We start from the raw sequence: 17,949 nt of genomic DNA on the forward strand, positions 1-17,949 counted from the left end.
TTTAACCCTTTAATAGTTTGTTAGTTTTGTACCTGGATAGTAGAACGAAAGTATGGAAGAATATGAGTTTCCAGATTCTGCTCTAGCTTTGGCACCGTATTGGCTCATGCCAATGCCGTGACCATATCCTTTTCCTGAAATCGTAAAGTCATTTGTATTGTTTTTGACTGACGCAAATGTGCTCTTCACCTTTGTTGCGCCCATGATGGATCTAAACTCGGTCATCTTCATACTTGCCGTTGTACTTTTGTTTACTGCATACGTGCCTGTTTTATTTTTCAGATGATATGTCAGCTTGATTGATACCGTCTTCGCACGTTGTCCTTTTGTTTTTCCTGAGAACGTCAGGCTTGAGATGGATGCAATCTTCATATCAGATGCAGCTGTTTCTTTGTTTTTGAGCAGCCATGATTTGAGACCAGCAAGATCCGCTGCATTTGTCTCTTTTGCCTTAGACCACTGAGATGCTGCTGTACTAGCAGTCAATGTTGTGCCTAGCTGTTTTTTAGAGAGTTTTAATGTCCATGCATTGATCGGATCTTTTGTATCCTTTTTGGCCACTAAGTACGGCAGTGCATTTGCCCACACTTCTTCACTTGCCTCTGTATATCCGCCATTACTAGAATAATAGGTGGCTGAAATGAGCTGATTGTTGTATTTCAGTACTTTCCCTTTTGTGGCATCGACAGCTTTTGTCGAATTTGTGTACCAGTTATATCCTCCATATACTTGGAAGGCAGTTGTATCAGGTACGACTTTTCCAATACTTTTCACCGAATACGTTCTAGCGGCCACTGCCTGTGCTTTTAGCGCTTCAACATGCCAGCTTGCAGGCATTTCATTTGGTACCACGCCTTTTAGATAGTCTTCAAATGGAATATTTTCGAGAGTCGGCCTGATATAACCTGATTCAATTGCAAAGTTGACGCTGCCTAGGTAAGGCTTCCCTGCAATTTGAAGGATATTTTTCGTTGAATATTTCTCAGGAACAACTCTTACATTGTTATACGTCTTTATGCCTTTTAATGAAATTTTTCCGTTAGAAATATTCAATTGGTAGTTTTGATTTTTTTTCAGATAGACTTGTTTGGCTAATGAGTTCTTCAAGCTATCTTTAATCGCACTTGTGCTACCAGCAAGGTGATAAGCATATGTACCCTTTTCTTTCAGCAGTTTTTTTAGTGACGCTGTGACAGAATCCGGTTTCACATACACAACAGTACTATTAGACTTTGCAGCCAATTGAGACAGCGGCATAGCATAAATATAGCTAGAGGCTTTTGCCAAATAAACTTTATCTGCATTGATATTTAATTTCTTCATTATATTCACAGAGAGTTCATAGCGATTGGCACCACTGATTCTTGTTACCTGTGACGTTTTTTTAATTTGATTCTCTACTTTTTGTCCCGTACTTTTCGTACTGCCGATGATGATGACTTTGCTTGGCAGCTTGTAAGACGGAATGGAATCTTTTTTTGTTAACAGGATTGGGTATCCCTTTCTCGATGCATAGGATGCAATCGCAATCCCATTCATAAATGAGTTTCCACCGACAACGACAGCTTGCTTATAGTTACCCATTTCTTTAGCAATTTTTTGGGAGATTTCAAACTTGTCTTTTCCACTAATGCGTCTGACTTTCCCATACTTTTTAATAGATTTCTCAGCAGCTGTTGAAATGCTTTTCGTGTTACCAACGATCAGGATGTTATCCGGCTTCATTTTCTTCAGCTGGTTTTCAGTTGTTTTTGTTAGTTTTTCAATGTTTGTATACAAAATGGGTGCGCCTAGTTTGTAAGCTAACGGTGATACAGAAATGGCATGATCAAATGCATCACGGCTCACAATGACAACTGTTGATGGATTCTTCCAGCCGGCAGACGCGATGCTATTGGCAACTTCGTATCGATTTTTGCCATCATATCTTTTCGTGACAGCCACATTCGATCCTGACAGCTTGTATTCTCCAGCTGTGGATAGATCCATCGTTTTTTTATTTCCGATATAATTAGACAATTTCACTGAAATTGTCGAGCTAGCCATGGCAGACTGAAAGGGTGCGATTAGTAGAGTCATTGTCATGAGAACAATAAGTGTAACGCCTGTTTTCTTCAATTTTGTTCATCCCGCCCATCTTTTTTACTTCTGTTTTTCAATCTTTTGAATTTCCTTTTGACCACTGTCATTGATAAAGTAAGAGATTTCTACTTTGTCTCCTGGTTTGAATTCATTTAACACATCTTTAAAATTATCCGTAAATTCATAGCTTAAGGTCGTATTCACTTTTTTCACTTCGACTGTATGTGCATCAGCCATTCCAATAAATTCAGCTTTTTCTTCCAGCACCTGAGGAGTTGAACTGCTTGTCTTGTTTTCTCCAGAGGACTGCTCAGCCGTTCCACATGCTGTGAGCACGATACCAAGTAGTAGTATTAAGAACGGTAAAACGACGATTTTCTTCATTTTTTTCACCTCATGTCTTTGTATCGTCTTATAACTTAATATTTTAAGGTAAATTTAAGGTTTTTTGAAACCTTTTTTTTGTTACAACGTCTATATCTAGGTTCAGAGTAAAAAAATAACTTGTTTATCAAGATTCGTAAACCTATAATCATGGAAGAATCATAGAAAAGGTGAGGGACATTATGAGAGCTGAAAGAAAACGAAAGAAAAAAAAGGTTCTTTGGATTATTTTATCGATTATTGGCTTATTCGTATTAGCAACTGGCGGATATGCATATCATCTTTGGAATACAGCAGCATCAACCGTGGCAGGCATTCAGGAGAATTTAAAGAAGTCAGATAAGCGTGACAAAGATGTCGATTTAAATAAGAAAGACCCGATTTCTATTTTAGTCATGGGTGTTGACGAAAGAAAAAATGACCGAGGCCGTGCGGATACATTAATATACATGACCGTTAACCCAAAAACCAAAACGACTGAGATGGTGAGTATCCCGCGTGATACGTATACGAAAATTGTCGGAAAAGGCACAATGGATAAAATTAACCACTCCTATGCATTCGGCGGCACACAAATGGCAGCTGATACTGTAGAGGAATTGCTTGATGTACCTGTTGATTACTTCGTAAAAGTCAATATGGAAAGCTTTAAGGATATTGTCGATACAGTTGGCGGTATTACAGTGAACAGCACATTTGCTTTCAGCTATGATGGTCATTCATTTGGTACAGGAGAAATTAATCTAAATGGCGATCAAGCCCTTGCCTACACAAGAATGAGAAAACAAGATCCAAAGGGTGACTTCGGACGTCAGCAAAGGCAGCGTCAAGTCATTGAAGGCATCATTGCTAAAGGGGCAAACATTTCATCTATTACGAAGTTCGGCGATATGTTCAAAGTCGTGGAAAACAATATGAAGACCAACATGTCATTTGATGATATGTGGACGATGATGAATGACTACCGTGACGCAAGACAGCGTGTGAAGCAGCACGAGCTGAAAGGAACGGGAGCACGCATCAATAATATCTATTATTATCAGCTTGATGATAGCAGTTTGGCTAAAGTGAAGAAGGAATTGAAGGACAGTTTGGAGCAGTAAAAAAAGACTACATGACTGTAGTCTTCAGATTGTTGACAAAGGGCTAAAATGGTTTTTATTTTAGCTCTTTGTCTTCTTTTTTTATGATTTAAATGGGGCAGGTTTTTCTTCACTTAATCCAAATCGATGGAGGAGCTCCTCGACAATTCGTCTCGATGCTTGTCCGTCACCATAAGGGTTAGACGCCTTCGACATGCTGTCATACTCCTTCTGATCTACTAGCAGCTCTTTAGCCATTTTGTAAATGGTCTCTTCATCCGTACCTGCAAGCTTAAGTGTGCCGGCTTTCACGCCTTCTGGACGTTCTGTTGTATCACGGAGCACTAAAACTGGCTTCCCTAGAGAAGGCGCCTCCTCTTGTACACCGCCAGAATCCGTTAAGATAAAGTGCGAAGCGGCAGCAAAGTTATGGAAATCAACGACTTCAAGCGGTTCAATTAAGTGTACACGATCGAGACCGCTAAATTCTGTCTGAGCTGCATCACGTACGGCAGGGTTTAAATGAACAGGATAAACGACCTGAACATCTTCAAACTCTTCTACAACACGTCTAATGGCTCTAAACATATTTTTCATCGGCTGGCCGAGATTCTCTCTGCGGTGGGCCGTTAACAAAATCATTTTATCCGTGCCTATTTTCTCTAAAATAGGGTGCTGATAATGCTCAGTAACTGTAGTTTGCAGGGCATCAATCGCTGTATTCCCTGTCACACAAATGGTCTCTTCTTTTTTATTTTCAATTAAAAGATTCTGCTTCGCTTCCTCTGTAGGAGAGAAATGAATATCGGCAATAGTGCCTGTCATTTGACGGTTCAATTCCTCTGGGAACGGCGAATACTTATTGTGTGTTCTCAATCCTGCTTCGACGTGCCCAACTGAAATTTGGTGATAAAATGCTGCCAAGCTTCCTGCAAAGGTTGTTGTAGTATCCCCATGGACAAGGACAATATCAGGTTTTTCTTCTTGGAATAATTGGTCTAGCTTTAACAGTGCATTTGATGTGATTTCAGATAATGTCTGGCGCTGCTTCATGATGTTTAAATCATGATCTGGCGTAATTGAAAAAGCCTCAAGAACTTGATCAAGCATTTCTCTGTGCTGGGCTGTCACAGTGACAATCGAATTTATCAGTGGATGTTTATTTAATTCAAGGACAAGTGGTGCCATTTTGATCGCTTCAGGTCTAGTACCGAAAATAGTCATTACATTTAGTTTTTTCACTTGTTTAATCCTCTTTCCTAGTATAGTACTTTCAATTATACACAATTTGGAGGATAAATTTAATGGTATAAAAAAAGAAATTTACATTGAATTAACGTTAAATTTCTCTTTCCTTTACATTTAACATATAAAATATGAATTATCTAAAATTCATTTTAGTGAAATCATTTGTCTTTCCTATGATTTGTAAGTTACACTTTAAACAGACGACCAAGAACAAACATTGAGTGATTAAATCGGTTATCTATGTAAGGAAGGTGCAAAGTTCATTGAAAAAAGTACGTAAAGCCATTATACCAGCTGCAGGTCTTGGGACACGTTTCCTCCCTGCAACAAAAGCTATGCCTAAAGAAATGCTGCCAATCGTTGATAAACCAACCATTCAATATATTATTGAAGAAGCTGTTGAATCAGGAATTGAAGACATTATTATCGTCACTGGAAAAGGAAAAAGAGCCATTGAGGATCATTTTGATTTTGCACCAGAGCTAGAGCGCAACCTAGAGGAAAAAGGGAAGAGCGAGCTTCTAGAGAAGGTGAGAAAATCCTCTAACATTGCTGACATTCATTACATACGTCAAAAGGAACCTAAAGGACTTGGACACGCTGTTTGGTGCGCACGCAATTTTATCGGTGATGAGCCATTCGCCGTTTTATTAGGCGATGATATTGTTCAAGCTCAAACACCTGGGCTTCGCCAGCTGATGGATGAATACGAAAAGACCCTTTCATCTGTGATCGGTGTTCAGCAGGTAGCAGACAGCGATACGCATCGCTACGGGATCATCGACCCTCTTACACAAGAAGGACGCCGCTACCAAGTGAAAAACTTTGTAGAAAAGCCGCCGCAAGGTACAGCACCATCCAATCTAGCCATCTTAGGACGATACATTTTCACACCAGAGATTTTTATGTACCTTGATCAGCAAGAAATTGGTGCAGGCGGGGAAATTCAACTGACAGATGCCATCCAAAAGCTGAATGATATCCAGCGTGTATTCGCCTATGATTTTGAAGGAAAACGATACGATGTTGGTGAGAAGCAAGGATTCATCGAGACGACTCTCGAGTTTGCCCTTCAAGATGAGGATCTAAAAAAGAAACTCATTCCATTTATGAAACAGCTTCTCGAAAAAGAAGAAGCGAATTAAAAAAAGCTGCCGGAATCGGCAGCTTTAGATTGTTGACAAAGTGCTAAAATGATTTTTATTTTAGCACTTTGTCTTCTTTTCAGCGTGATAGAAAACCTTTGAAGTCTAGGAAGGGCGAGCACTGGCGCGGAGCGAATTGAATATTCGTGAGCACCAGCGCGCAGACCTGACAACGAATGCGAGGGTTTGTCTACACGCTGAAAGCTGCCTTAATCGGCAGCTTTTTATTTCATCACTGAAATCGTCAGTGTATGCTGTTCATTATCAATGACAAACAGATTGCTTTCGCCCTTTACTGCGAATTTCGTTTGTTTCTCATTCATCCAAACCTTCTGTTCTGTCAGTCCAAGTGTCGAAGGAGAGATCGGCATCACCTCATGAAAGACAATAGCATTTGCTTGACCATTTTGAATGACATAGTCAGTTTTCTCTGTGGTCAATCGCTCAATCGTACCGCCTTGATCACTTTTGATCGAGCTCAGCGTTTGCATTTTTTGCTTAAGCACAGATTCCTCTTTTCCAAGGAAAGAAAGTAAATACTCATACGAGCCAGCAGATGCGGGCGATACATACGAGTTGAACTGTCCAGGTCCAATGGATAAAGACTTTAATTCCTCTGCAAGTTGAAGCCCTTCAGGTTTGACAAAATACGTCTCTGATGCTGTTTTGATTTGAACGGTTTGTTTATTTTCAGCGACAGCTTGTATCTCTTGCCCGAATGGCAAAGTGACACCTGCCTTCTTTTTCATAGCTTGATCTTTGTACACCGTGAGTGGATCTGCCGTGACCAGCGTCTGTCGATCCACCTTTTTCATATCAAGCGCCCCTTTTGTTAGCGGGTTCTTTGATTGAGGCGATTCTGTCTTATCTGCTGGGATGGCGCCAAACGTCGCCAGTGTACGAAGTGGACGATCCGAAAACATCGATAAGGCAAGTAAAATCGTTAAAACAGCTATTATCGTCACTTGAAAGGCTGGTCCAAAAAAGGAACGTCGTTTTCCGTTCTCATCATATCGAGACACCTTCTCTGTCTTTTTTTGTACACCTTTGCGACCTTCTTTGTGTTTCAATTGATATTCTTTTTTTTCTTTTTTAGAAAGCTTGTTAAACCATTCAACAAACTCCTTATACTCTTTCACGACCTTCTTCGTCTCATCAAACATACGAAGCTCACCATAATGCATCCAAGCCACTCGGTCACAGATTTTTTGAATTTGGCTAATGGAATGACTGACAAAAAAGATCGTCTTCCCTTGTTCTTTAAATTCTGTGATTCGATCCACGCATTTTTGATAGAAGGTTTGGTCACCAACAGACAACGCTTCATCAATAATCAAGATATCTGGATCGATATGCGCTGAAATGGCGAAGCCAAGACGTGACTTCATTCCGCTTGAATAGCTTTTCACAGGCTGATCAATAAAGTCACCAATATCCGCAAACTCTACGATTTTTTCATATAGTTCGTCTATCTCTTTATTCGTCAGCCCCATCATCAAGCACTTGAGGCGAATGTTGTCTTTCCCGCTTAATTGGTTGTTTAGCCCTGCCGCAATGGCAATTAACGAAGGCTGACCGTCCATATCAACTTCACCACTTGTCGGTGGAATGATTTTCGCAAGAAGATTCGACATCGTTGATTTTCCAGATCCGTTGATCCCTACAAAACCAATCGTCTCGCCTTCATATACATCAAAGGACACATCACGAACAGCAAAGAAACCTTTTTCATTTTTATTAGGAAAAAACAGCCCTTTAATCTTATCTGACTGCTTTTTATATAGGACGTATTGCTTGGATACGTTTCGAAACGAAACCTTTAGTTTCATCGTATAATCTCCTTACTTTTTAAAGAAAATCGACAAATTTATCCCTAAATTTCATATGAAGCAATGAACCGACTGTTAAAAGAAGTAGCGTGATCAGCCAAAAATAAAGCGTATATTTCACATCATGGAAGAACCATTCTCCCTTTAACAAGCTATTTCTAAAACCATCAATAATGTAGAAAAGAGGATTCAATTTTAGTATATCCCCGATCCATGCTTTGTCTCCAGTGAGCTTCTCTGAGATATTCCAAAAAATCGGCAGCAAAAAGAAAAGTAAACGTGTCACTGATTGTAAAAGAAATTGATAGTCTCTCACGAGTACGCTAATCGTGGAATTAAACAAACTAAACGAAAACATAAACGCGATCATACAAATAAGATAGTATATATATTGTAGCCAATGCGCATCAGGATATATGCCATAGGAAATCAGCACAATCAGATAGACACCCATCATGACAAAGTAGCTGAACAAGTTGGACATAATCACTACAGACGGCAGCGCACTAATCGGGAAATTCATTTTCGATACCATATTAATACGTTTAAACACACTGTTTGATCCATCAAGTATCGTCGGACTAATGAAGAACCAAGGGATTAATCCAGCAAGCATCCAAATGATAAACGGAACTTCCATCCCTCCAATGACAATTGGCTGTCCTCCACGAATTCCCAGACCAAAAACAAACCAGTAAGCCAGCATTTGAATCAATGGATTTAAAAACTGCCATAAAACACCTAAATAATTCATCTGATATTTTGATTTTGTTTCATAAACAGCAAGTCGCATAATCAGCGGAAATGAGCTGATTTGCTCCTTTAATATCGTCAACATTGCGTTCATTCTAATCTTCCTTAGATATAAGTTTTTGGGATTACTTTTTTAAAAAGCACCGCTCATAATTGTAACAGATAACGATGCACATTTCATCTTATAACAAAAGTCATGCACGTCAAACTAGAAGACAAAAACCCCCTGAATCCTTTCAATCGTTGATTCAGGGGGTCCTCACATATTAGATAATTTGGTGTTCTTTTAAGAAATCCGTAATTCTTTTCGTATTCTGATTATCGTTAAAGCTGTTGATTTTCAGGTATTTTTCTTTATATGCATCTTCCACAACATACTGACAATCGATCGCATGTTTCACGATTCGAATCAGCTCTTGTGTATTATATGCTATCGGTCCTGGTGCATTTTCATCGTTTACAGGAGGAATCGCCTTATACTGTCTAATCAAGTAATCTTTTTCTTCCCAATAAAAAATAGGGTAGGCACCTCTATATTGTGCATCATAAATAGCAGATGAATAATCAGTAATAAACACTTTTGACACTTTTAGCGCTTCCGATGGGTTATCAGAAATAATATGTTTATACTGAGGCAGATTTTGATAAACGTACTGTGAAAATTTGTTATGCGGTACAATTAACAGACGATCAAGAAGACCTGCTTCTTCAAAGCTTTTGATGATTTTGATTAGAACTCTATAGTAAGATGTTTCTTCAATTCTATTTGTATAAATAAGTCCCTCTTCCCAATATCGGTAAGTTGGCATAAAGGCGATCTTATCTGCACCGTCTACTAATTTGGCATGATCAAAGGTTGCCAGACCTGTCAAAATCAAATCCTCACGATCATAGTTCATTTTATAAAATTCACCGGCCTCTAATTCAGAGCTGATGACTGATTTATAAATATTGTATTGATTCTTGTCTTTATGGAATCCAAAGGCCATTGGATTATCAACCGGTTTAGCAAACATAATGCCATGCTGTAAAAAGACGAGTGGGACACTCATGATTCTCTCTCTGAGATGGTCAATATACAACCTATCATTCAGAACATGGTTAGATAATTCACTTGATATAAAATAACTGGCATTAAATATACTTAAATAATGTCTGAGACTGTATTTCGGTATGATACCCTTTCCATATTTCGCTTTCAATGCTGGATATGCGTTTGATTTCTTATTAAGAATAAAGTAATTTTTTGAGTCTGTTTGACAATTTTCCTGTACATAGTCATACACTCTAATAGCTGATTCATCTGCTTTATCACTCTTTTTCTCAAAAAACAAATTCACACGATACTTTTTGTCTTTATAGAATGATGATAGGATACTCGCTATTTTTATTTTCACTTTACTAAATAAAGAATATTCCTGTGAATAAGGAATAATGGTTGATGTCACATTTCCAAATAGATTGGTTCTTAGGACTTGCAGCTTGTCCCCATTCTTTTTCGTGATATATGTTTTGACCTTCTTATCCCTCTTTTTCAACCTTAAACTATGGATAATTCGGTGATCATTTCCTACGAACAAGTTATTGTGGATTCTGCTGTCTAAATCAAGATCATTTAACGAAATTTTAAAGAAACCATATCTTTTCAAGAATTTAATTTTTCTAAATGGTCTTATAAATTTTGCCAGCTGATGTTCAGAGTTTCTAATGTAAAGATATTCATATTTTTGGTCTGAATTATACGCATAATGCGTCAATCTTCCAAAAACATAAAAACTATTAAACAAACTAAAGATGCGTAATCTCGATGTATGTTTAGTAACGAGATATGGGTTTCCTCTCACTAAGTAAACGCCATTCGTTCTGACATAGATGTAATATCTTTGCTTATTAATCACCAAGATATTGAGAATATTGTCATCTTTGAACTGCTCCAAGGTATCTTTACCAAAAACTTTTAGCGGCTGATATCTAGGAACGAGTCTAAAGTTGACGATTTTCTTTTGATCCGTCACTTTATTTAAAATTTTGATTTGATTACGATTATTCACAATCACTTCAATATCTTTATGTTCCTGCATCACATCAAACAAAATTTTCCTTACATTTAGTTCTTTATTCTGACAGTCATAGGTAATCACAAAGTGGAAAGCACTGTATTGAATAAAGGAGATATCCTCAAATCGTCTATCTGCCTCTTCGATGGGCAAATCTATTTTATAATTGCAATTGATTTCATCTACATTCAGCAGCCCTGAAAATAATAACAATTCCTTTTCGCCGCTGTATAAGCCGTAGCGATCTAACCCTAATTGCTTGACATAAATATCAGCAAATTGATTGTTAATTTCAATAGGAAGTATTTGATCCGGCTGGATCATGTCTGAGCATTCTTTGACAATATACAGGTTATGCTCCTTTGCATAGAGATAGATCATTTCATTAGAATTGTCTATTGTGGATTCAAAAATCATCTGATCCTTTACATCAATTTCACAAATCCACTTTGACTCATTTACATTTAGCTCTTTAAATTCAAAAGTGCACAACTTCTCTATGTTATCAATATATATAACTAACTTGTGTTCATCTAAATTAAGAATTTCTAAAAAATTATGATAAAGTTTGTACATTGAAGCACCTCTATATTATTTTCAGCAAATTTACATTACCGGATAATCTTATCTAAATTTAGCATGTTTACTGTTAAAATTCTATGTTTTTTTATTTTTACCATAACTTTTAAATATGTGTACATTGGAATAAAAAACACAAAAAAGTACCGTTCAAAGGTGAAGAACGGTACTTTTTAAACTATTTTTCAGAAAACACCACTTCCACCACACGCTTCGAAGACTCCCCACTCTCTAAATAGCAGAATTTTTCATAAAACGGTGCGAATGAAGCTGGCAAAGTAAAGGTTGGCTGTTCTGTTTCTCTTACCCAGTCAATGACGCTGGCTGTTTCTTTCACAAGAGGTCCAGGTGCTTCCTGTTCAAAGTCGAAGTAGAAGCCTCTCAGCTTGTCACGATATGTTTCGATGTCTGGCACATAGAATAGCATCGGACGTTTAAGGTTTGCATAATCAAAGAATACAGATGAGTAGTCAGTGATGAGCAGATCAGAAATCATATAAAGATCCCTAATATCTTCGTAATGAGAGAAATCATAGGCAAAGCCTTCATATGGTCCTAAATCAAAGTTTTCAGCGACTAGATAGTGCATACGCAGAATGATAATATATTCATCCCCGATAGCGGCTCTCAGCTCATGCAAATCAAGGTCTAAATCAAATTTGTACTGTCCTTTTTTATAAAATTGATCGTCTCTCCATGTCGGAGCATATAAGATTAATTTTTTATCAAGCGGCAGGTTCATTTTTTGTTTGAGTGCTCTCATCGTTTCTTCATTGTTTTGATTGTGAAGGAAGTCATTTCTCGGATATCCTGACTCAATCATGGTCTTTTGAAATTGGAAGGCACGTGTAAAGATTTCAGTCGAGTAAGCATTTGGAGAAATGAGGTAATCCCAATTCGACGCTTCCTTCGTGAAATTCTTTTTGTATTTTTTCGTGTTTGTTCCAGGCATATGCACCTCGTCCATATCCATCGCCAGTCGTTTTAACGGCGTACCGTGCCATGTCTGCAAGTATGTTGTATGCTCTGGTTTTGGAATCCACAGCGGCAAACGGCTGTTGACGACCCAATACTCAGCTCTTGCCATCGCAAAAATCCATTTCAATGACAGACGATTGATATAGTAAATATCCTTTTCCTTAAACGGTGCTTCGTGCCCTTTTTTCACGCTCCAGATCAACGTATATTCAGGATGATTTTCTTTCATATACTCATAGATCCCACGCGGGTTACAACTGAATTGTTTTCCATTAAAGCTTTCAAACATAACGGTTTTCTTTTTCACAGACAGCTTGCTCGCCAGCTGAAAGGTCGTTTTAAAGGTCCTTGTTACAAGACGGTTACGGACTTTTTTGATTTTACCGATTTGCTTTTTGAACTTCTTCCACTTGCTTTTGACATAGTACTTCGCACGTGTTTTCATTGTATAATCATTAATTCGAATACCAAGCGTTTGTCTTTTTTTCTTTCGATACACCTCATATCGAATCGGTACATCATTTCTTTTATGAATTTGAACAAGCCCTTTGAGTTTGTTTGAGCGATCTCCAAGGACTAGAGAAGTGGTCGTTAAAGTCTCCTCTACTCCACCTACATCGCAAATAAATTCAAAATAGAAGCGATATACAAAACGTTTGTTTAACGAATAGGTCAATTCCTCTAAAGGAACTTCTGCTAGAAATTGATAAAGCTGAGGTACCTGTTGATCATCACGGTATTTGACCACTCCCTCTTTTATTGGAGTCATATTTACCGGAAAACGATGCTCAATTGGCTCTTCGCCATTTCTCTTCACTAGAAGCTTTACTTCCTTGATTTCATAAGGATGCTCTGCACTGAGAACGCCTGCATAACCAGATAAAGATAACGTACATTCTTTGTTGAGCTCGATATGATTGAATTTCACAACCTTTAGCTCACGCTTGATTTTAAACGATGCATTTCCTTTATCCGTACGATACGGGATGACATACAGCATCGCGTCTTTATTTTCTAAATAAGTCAGCTCTGGCTTCTCTATTTCCATTTTTAAACGGCGTTTATAGTATGGCGTCTTCTCTTCTACTTCGGCATGATCCGTTTCTTTTAGTTCTTCTTCCTCTTCTTCTGAATCAGAATCATAGGCTGAGTCCTCAAGCTCGTCCTCATCCTCTTCTTTGTTTGCACTCAGATAGTCCGTCACATACAGGTTGTATGTCTGACCCTGCTCTAATGCAAGCGGAAGCGATGATTCACTCAATACCAATTTGAATAGATTGTCTTCTTGATGAACAAGCGGAAGGAAAAGCTCTTGTTTTGATACCCTTTCCCTCATAAACAAATAAAATTCTCTATCTGTTAATGGCATGTCATCGTCGATGCGAATAAGCATTTCTAGTTTCTCATGATGATTTTTTAACCCTTCAACGACACTCTTCTTATGAATTCCCTCTTCAATCATTAATCGTTAATCTCCTCTGTTCAGAAATCTTACCGTTGTGTTGTCACATTATTTTACTTTCCAAGAATAGTTTCCTTGTTTCGTTTGATACGACCACCCATCGATTGACGATGGTTTATTGGTGAGCAGCTTTTCCTCTACTTCTAGACGCTGCAAAACTTCCTGAAGTTCTTCTGTTTTAAAACGAATGTAAAAATCAACGTATTTTGTTTGATTGGTTTCAATGTTTTTCTTTGTTTGAAAATGCCCAATTGGGAAGCTGACTTGATGGTTTTCATCGATTGTTTGAGATATGATTTCAGCTCCATTCACTCGATCATATCCTGCGAAATCGATTTGCACATGATCCGCATGACTCATTTCGTCCTTCAGCTCAAGCTGAAGATGAAGAACATGATGTTCAGCGCTTAGATCACGCAAAACCCATTTCATGCGGTCCACGATCCTTCTCAGTTCATCTTTACGCTCACGATTTTCGAGCATATGATGAAGTGCTGTATTCCAAAGAGACATTTCATCAGAAGGCACAAGATAAAAATAGGCTTGTTCTCCCAATACCTTCTCAACATCTACCTTATGCTTAGTATCTCCAAAGAAGACGGCATCCACTTGCTGTTTTCTTATTTGTTTAAATAATTCTTCATATTGAGAATTGAGTTGATGCGGATCTTCTTCATAATGTGCGTCATGTACAAATGCAGCATAATACGTTGTTTCGGGCTGATCGATTTTAAACAGGTGACGGTCTTGATCCCGGTCTTCTGTAATCATCAGTTTCAAACGGTCATTTTGTGTTTGAATACTAGATAACCATCGTTGCTTTATATCTGTCTTCTTTGTAAAAGTTTGAATTCCTGTTTTTTTATACCAATTAATATGCCGTACTGGATTCTTTTTTGTATCTCCAGGGTAGATGATCTCCATATAGATATTGCCATCGTCATTGATTAGTTCTTCCAAGTATAGGGCACCTGTATGAGGAACAAAGCTTTGTACTCTGCACAAAACGCCCTGCCAATTGTACTCTTCCCTCTTTATTAATTCCTGCTCTTCATTATATTGATCAATATAACAAATAGGGGAAGATGGCAGTTCATATCTCGTCACCTGCACTGTTGATTCTTCTGCTGGCATCACTGCTTCATTGATCGATTGAAAAGATGTACCGATGATAAATTCCGAGTAACGCCTTTTACTTCCGCTTTCCGGTAGAATATAGTGCTCAAATACATTCAAGATGTCAACTTGGTGCAGAAGGGTCTCCTCCAAGCTATGAATATGTTCTTTCACATTTGCATCATAATTCAAAGTTAAAATGGCATTACGTTTATGTTTGTCAGCCAATGGCTTTAATCTTGCTTTTAAAGACTTCGTTAAGTGCTCATCCTGTTTTGGTACATCACCCATGATAAAGTAGTAGTCCATATCAGGCATGTCAACCGATGTCATTGTTTCATGTTGTTCAGGTTGATCCAATGTGTGTTCAACTTTTTTCTTCATCCAATTTTGAAACAAAGGAAGCTCTCCTTAAAAATAATGATAACTTGCTCATTGTATTTTACATGAAAAAGCACTTCTCACCAAAAGATAAGAAGTACTTTTTTTGATCTATTAAAGTCCAGCAATTTCTTCCTTAATTTGTGTTGTCGAGATGCCTTCTGTTCTTTTCAAGTACACGACTTCGCAATGCTCTTTTAAGAAATCGAATTTACCTTCCCAGTCATCTCCCATGACAAACACATCAATATCGTGCTCTTGCACGTCACGGACTTTTTGATCCCAGCTGTTTTCTGGAATGACTTCGTCTACATAACGAATCGTTTCAAGAATGAGCTTTCGATGCTCGTAGCTATGATAAGCCTTTTTTGATTTTTGTAAGTTAAACTCATCTGTCGAAATGGCCACCACTAAGTAATCTCCAAGCTGCTTTGCACGTTCGAGCAGCTTAATATGCCCCCAGTGTAATAAATCAAATGTACCGTAAGTAATAACTTTCTTCATCGCAAACATGAACTCCTTTCTTCATTCCTTATTCAACTGCTTTCATGCAGTAACGTTTATCCGTAATCCTATGATCTTCGTTCGTATTTTTTCGCTCTTCGGAACCTCATTATATCACAGCGCCCATCAAACGTTAAGCAGATGTAAAGACAAACTATTTCCAATTTATTGGGCGCAGAAGCGAAAGTCCGAAGAATCAATGTTTCTCGCAGCAGCCTCCTTATGAATTGATGAAAATGTCATGAAATTTAAAGGTTTGTAAAGTTATTGTTAATATTTCATGGAGCATCTGTGATAAAATGATGAGTAGACGAAGAATGAATTTACAATGAACGTTCATAGATAACAAGATGAAAAAGGAGGTCTAAACAATGCAAACAGAAGTGGTCTCTAACCTTTCTTATGTAAATGGCGACCTAGATGAATTTATTAGCTATATGAATCACCATCATATTTCTCAAAGAAGAGGCGCCATGATTGCGACTGTCAATCCAGAGATTGGCTATGCTGTTATGAAGGATCAGACGTATCATCAAGTTGTCTCTTCTGCGGATTATGTGCTGCCGGATGGTGTAGGCGTCGTCTTAATGTCACGTTTGACACAAAGTCCGCTGAAGTCAAGAATTGCTGGCTTTGATGTTTTCATGTCTATGCTTGATCTAGCAAACAAGCAGTCTAAAAGTATCTTTTTATATGGGGCGAAAAAAGAAGTGCTTGAGGCTGTTAAACAGCGAATTGATACGGAATATCCAAATGTGGTCATTGCAGGCAGCTGTGACGGTTATCAAGCCGATAAACGTTTCGTAGCAAAACAAATCGCTCGCTCGAAAGCAGATATGGTGTTCGTTGCTTTAGGTTATCCAAATCAGGAGAACTTTATTTATGAATACCGTCATTTATTCCCGCAGGCTGTTTGCATCGGTTTAGGCGGAAGCTTTGATGTATTTAGCGGAACGGTGAAGCGTGCACCACGCTGGATGATTAAAACAAATACAGAATGGCTGTACAGACTTGTTGTGAATCCATGGAGATGGAAGCGAATGTTGAATATTCCTAAATACGCTTTTGCCGTATTGAAAGAAAACAAAGGGAAAAAACGTTACTATCCTGAGCGAGTAAAGGATCAGACGAAGCAGCTGTGAGAGACTGACCAATGATAAATATACGCTCAATGATCATTTCAAGCTATGCAGCTTTCGTTTCTTTTATTGGATGGCTGATGAGCGGCGTGAAACCACGGGAAAACCAGGTGACGCTGCTTGTTTCATTTCAAGAGAATGCAGCTGCTCTTATTGATACTTATCAACAACAGGCGAACATGACGATGAAGCTTACTGTCCTCTATACGAAGCATGCTTCTGCGATAGAAAAGGACGAGTCTCATCTGTCATTTCGCTATTTTCATGAAAAAAATCCTCTCCATCTCATTCAATGTATTTATACGATGTTTAAAAGCAAGGTTGTCGTGACAGATAATTACTTTCTCATGACAAGTGTACTCAGAAAGCGTCCTTCTACCACCTGTATTCAAGTATGGCATGCCAATGGGGCGTTGAAAAAATTCGGTCTTGAAGATGCTTCAAATTCGGAACGAAGTCCTCGTGACATCAAACGGTTCAAACAAGTCTATGCGTCTTTCGATTATATCGTTACAGGCTCAGATCATATGCGCGAGATTTTTAAGTCTTCGTTTGGGATGAATGATGAACGTTTTTTACCAACAGGTGTACCGATGACGGATGTGTACTATGACCAGCGCCCGTCTTCCTTGAAGCCGAATGATTTTCCTAAAGGGAAAAAGATCCTGCTTTATGCACCGACCTATCGAGACTTTGCAATGGACGGTCTTGTCCTGCCTTTTTCAAAGGAGCAATTACAAACAGAGCTAAACGGAGATTATATTCTGCTCGTCAAGCTTCATCCTGCGGTCAAACATTTAGCGAAGGCGGAAACAGACGATGAATGGATATTTGATGTGTCCGATCAGCCGCTTTATCCATTGCTTTGTGCATGCGATGTCCTGATCACAGATTACTCGTCGATCGTGTTTGAATATGCGCTGCTTGAAAAGCCTGTTTTGTTCTTCACTTATGACTTAGACACTTATCGAGAGAAACGCGGCTTAGTCGATCGGTATGAGGACATCATTCCTGGGAAGGCTTGTGTCACTCGAGACATGCTCTTGAAGGAGCTGTTTCATCTAAACGAATCAGATTACCAAGAACGAATCAAAACCTTCGCCGAGGAATGGAATCAATATTCAAAGGGAAGGTCCAGTGAGCAGCTCTTATTCTTTATTGAACAGCAGCTCTTACACAAAAAACGTCCGGCTTCTCATTAGGAAGCACG

At 38.5% G+C, this 17,949-nt stretch carries 13 protein-coding genes; 4 read left to right on the forward strand and 9 right to left on the reverse strand.

Going from position 1 to position 17,949, the window contains the following annotated elements:
- Positions 1–9 precede the first annotated feature (9 nt).
- Complete coding sequence (locus tag MHH54_RS16355) at positions 10–2,118, reverse strand: SpoIID/LytB domain-containing protein (RefSeq protein ID WP_106030083.1); 2,109 nt, start codon at positions 2,116–2,118, stop codon at positions 10–12.
- 24 nt (positions 2,119–2,142) lie between these two features.
- On the reverse strand, positions 2,143–2,466 hold the full coding sequence (locus MHH54_RS16360) for a hypothetical protein (RefSeq protein ID WP_035701604.1): 324 nt from the start codon (positions 2,464–2,466) through the stop codon (positions 2,143–2,145).
- 182 nt (positions 2,467–2,648) lie between these two features.
- Between MHH54_RS16360 and MHH54_RS16365 the strand changes: the two genes are divergently transcribed.
- Entirely contained in the window at positions 2,649–3,569 is a 921-nt protein-coding gene (locus MHH54_RS16365; RefSeq protein WP_342500433.1) for a LytR family transcriptional regulator, read from the forward strand.
- A gap of 81 nt (positions 3,570–3,650) precedes the next feature.
- On the opposite strand, the gene wecB is transcribed toward MHH54_RS16365, so the two are convergent.
- On the reverse strand, positions 3,651–4,790 hold the full coding sequence (wecB, locus tag MHH54_RS16370) for a UDP-N-acetylglucosamine 2-epimerase (non-hydrolyzing) (RefSeq protein ID WP_050944364.1): 1,140 nt from the start codon (positions 4,788–4,790) through the stop codon (positions 3,651–3,653).
- Positions 4,791–5,059: 269 nt separating this feature from the next.
- Between wecB and galU the strand changes: the two genes are divergently transcribed.
- On the forward strand, positions 5,060–5,941 hold the full coding sequence (galU, locus tag MHH54_RS16375; protein ID WP_095117895.1) for a UTP--glucose-1-phosphate uridylyltransferase GalU: 882 nt from the start codon (positions 5,060–5,062) through the stop codon (positions 5,939–5,941).
- 224 nt (positions 5,942–6,165) lie between these two features.
- Here galU and tagH read toward each other — a convergent pair whose 3' ends face one another.
- The 6 genes from tagH to tagD form a co-directional block, all read right to left on the reverse strand.
- The gene (gene tagH, locus MHH54_RS16380) at positions 6,166–7,770 is read right to left on the reverse strand and encodes a teichoic acids export ABC transporter ATP-binding subunit TagH (RefSeq protein WP_106035666.1); all 1,605 of its coding nucleotides are present in this window, start codon (positions 7,768–7,770) and stop codon (positions 6,166–6,168) included.
- A 19-nt stretch (positions 7,771–7,789) separates the two neighbouring features.
- Positions 7,790–8,617, reverse strand: a complete 828-nt coding sequence (locus MHH54_RS16385; RefSeq protein WP_003213689.1) for an ABC transporter permease — start codon at positions 8,615–8,617, stop codon at positions 7,790–7,792.
- Positions 8,618–8,789: 172 nt separating this feature from the next.
- On the reverse strand, positions 8,790–11,156 hold the full coding sequence (locus MHH54_RS16390) for a CDP-glycerol glycerophosphotransferase family protein (RefSeq protein ID WP_342500434.1): 2,367 nt from the start codon (positions 11,154–11,156) through the stop codon (positions 8,790–8,792).
- A 181-nt stretch (positions 11,157–11,337) separates the two neighbouring features.
- On the reverse strand, positions 11,338–13,599 hold the full coding sequence (locus MHH54_RS16395; RefSeq protein WP_342500435.1) for a CDP-glycerol glycerophosphotransferase family protein: 2,262 nt from the start codon (positions 13,597–13,599) through the stop codon (positions 11,338–11,340).
- A gap of 48 nt (positions 13,600–13,647) precedes the next feature.
- Positions 13,648–15,114 (reverse strand): alpha-glucosyltransferase N-terminal domain-containing protein, encoded by a 1,467-nt coding sequence (locus MHH54_RS16400; RefSeq protein WP_003213045.1) that lies wholly within the window; start codon positions 15,112–15,114, stop codon positions 13,648–13,650.
- A gap of 96 nt (positions 15,115–15,210) precedes the next feature.
- On the reverse strand, positions 15,211–15,600 hold the full coding sequence (tagD, locus tag MHH54_RS16405; RefSeq protein ID WP_008343212.1) for a glycerol-3-phosphate cytidylyltransferase: 390 nt from the start codon (positions 15,598–15,600) through the stop codon (positions 15,211–15,213).
- A 371-nt stretch (positions 15,601–15,971) separates the two neighbouring features.
- Between tagD and MHH54_RS16410 the strand changes: the two genes are divergently transcribed.
- Positions 15,972–16,742, forward strand: a complete 771-nt coding sequence (locus MHH54_RS16410; RefSeq protein ID WP_106035668.1) for a WecB/TagA/CpsF family glycosyltransferase — start codon at positions 15,972–15,974, stop codon at positions 16,740–16,742.
- Between the two features lie 11 nt (positions 16,743–16,753).
- Complete coding sequence (locus tag MHH54_RS16415; RefSeq protein WP_342500436.1) at positions 16,754–17,941, forward strand: CDP-glycerol glycerophosphotransferase family protein; 1,188 nt, start codon at positions 16,754–16,756, stop codon at positions 17,939–17,941.
- The last annotated feature ends 8 nt before the right edge of the window (positions 17,942–17,949 follow it).

Origin of the sequence: Bacillus sp. FSL K6-4563 (assembly GCF_038630405.1) — a bacterium.
In the GTDB taxonomy this organism is placed as follows: domain Bacteria; phylum Bacillota; class Bacilli; order Bacillales; family Bacillaceae; genus Bacillus; species Bacillus pumilus.

Coding starts and splice junctions, on each gene's coding strand:
- tagH (WP_106035666.1), bottom strand. CDS start 7,770: ATGAAACTAAAGGTTTCGTTTCGAAACGTATCCAAGCAATACGTCCTA.
- MHH54_RS16390 (WP_342500434.1), bottom strand. CDS start 11,156: ATGTACAAACTTTATCATAATTTTTTAGAAATTCTTAATTTAGATGAA.
- MHH54_RS16360 (WP_035701604.1), bottom strand. CDS start 2,466: ATGAAGAAAATCGTCGTTTTACCGTTCTTAATACTACTACTTGGTATC.
- MHH54_RS16410 (WP_106035668.1), top strand. CDS start 15,972: ATGCAAACAGAAGTGGTCTCTAACCTTTCTTATGTAAATGGCGACCTA.
- MHH54_RS16415 (WP_342500436.1), top strand. CDS start 16,754: ATGATAAATATACGCTCAATGATCATTTCAAGCTATGCAGCTTTCGTT.
- tagD (WP_008343212.1), bottom strand. CDS start 15,600: ATGAAGAAAGTTATTACTTACGGTACATTTGATTTATTACACTGGGGG.
- MHH54_RS16365 (WP_342500433.1), top strand. CDS start 2,649: ATGAGAGCTGAAAGAAAACGAAAGAAAAAAAAGGTTCTTTGGATTATT.
- MHH54_RS16385 (WP_003213689.1), bottom strand. CDS start 8,617: ATGAACGCAATGTTGACGATATTAAAGGAGCAAATCAGCTCATTTCCG.
- MHH54_RS16395 (WP_342500435.1), bottom strand. CDS start 13,599: ATGATTGAAGAGGGAATTCATAAGAAGAGTGTCGTTGAAGGGTTAAAA.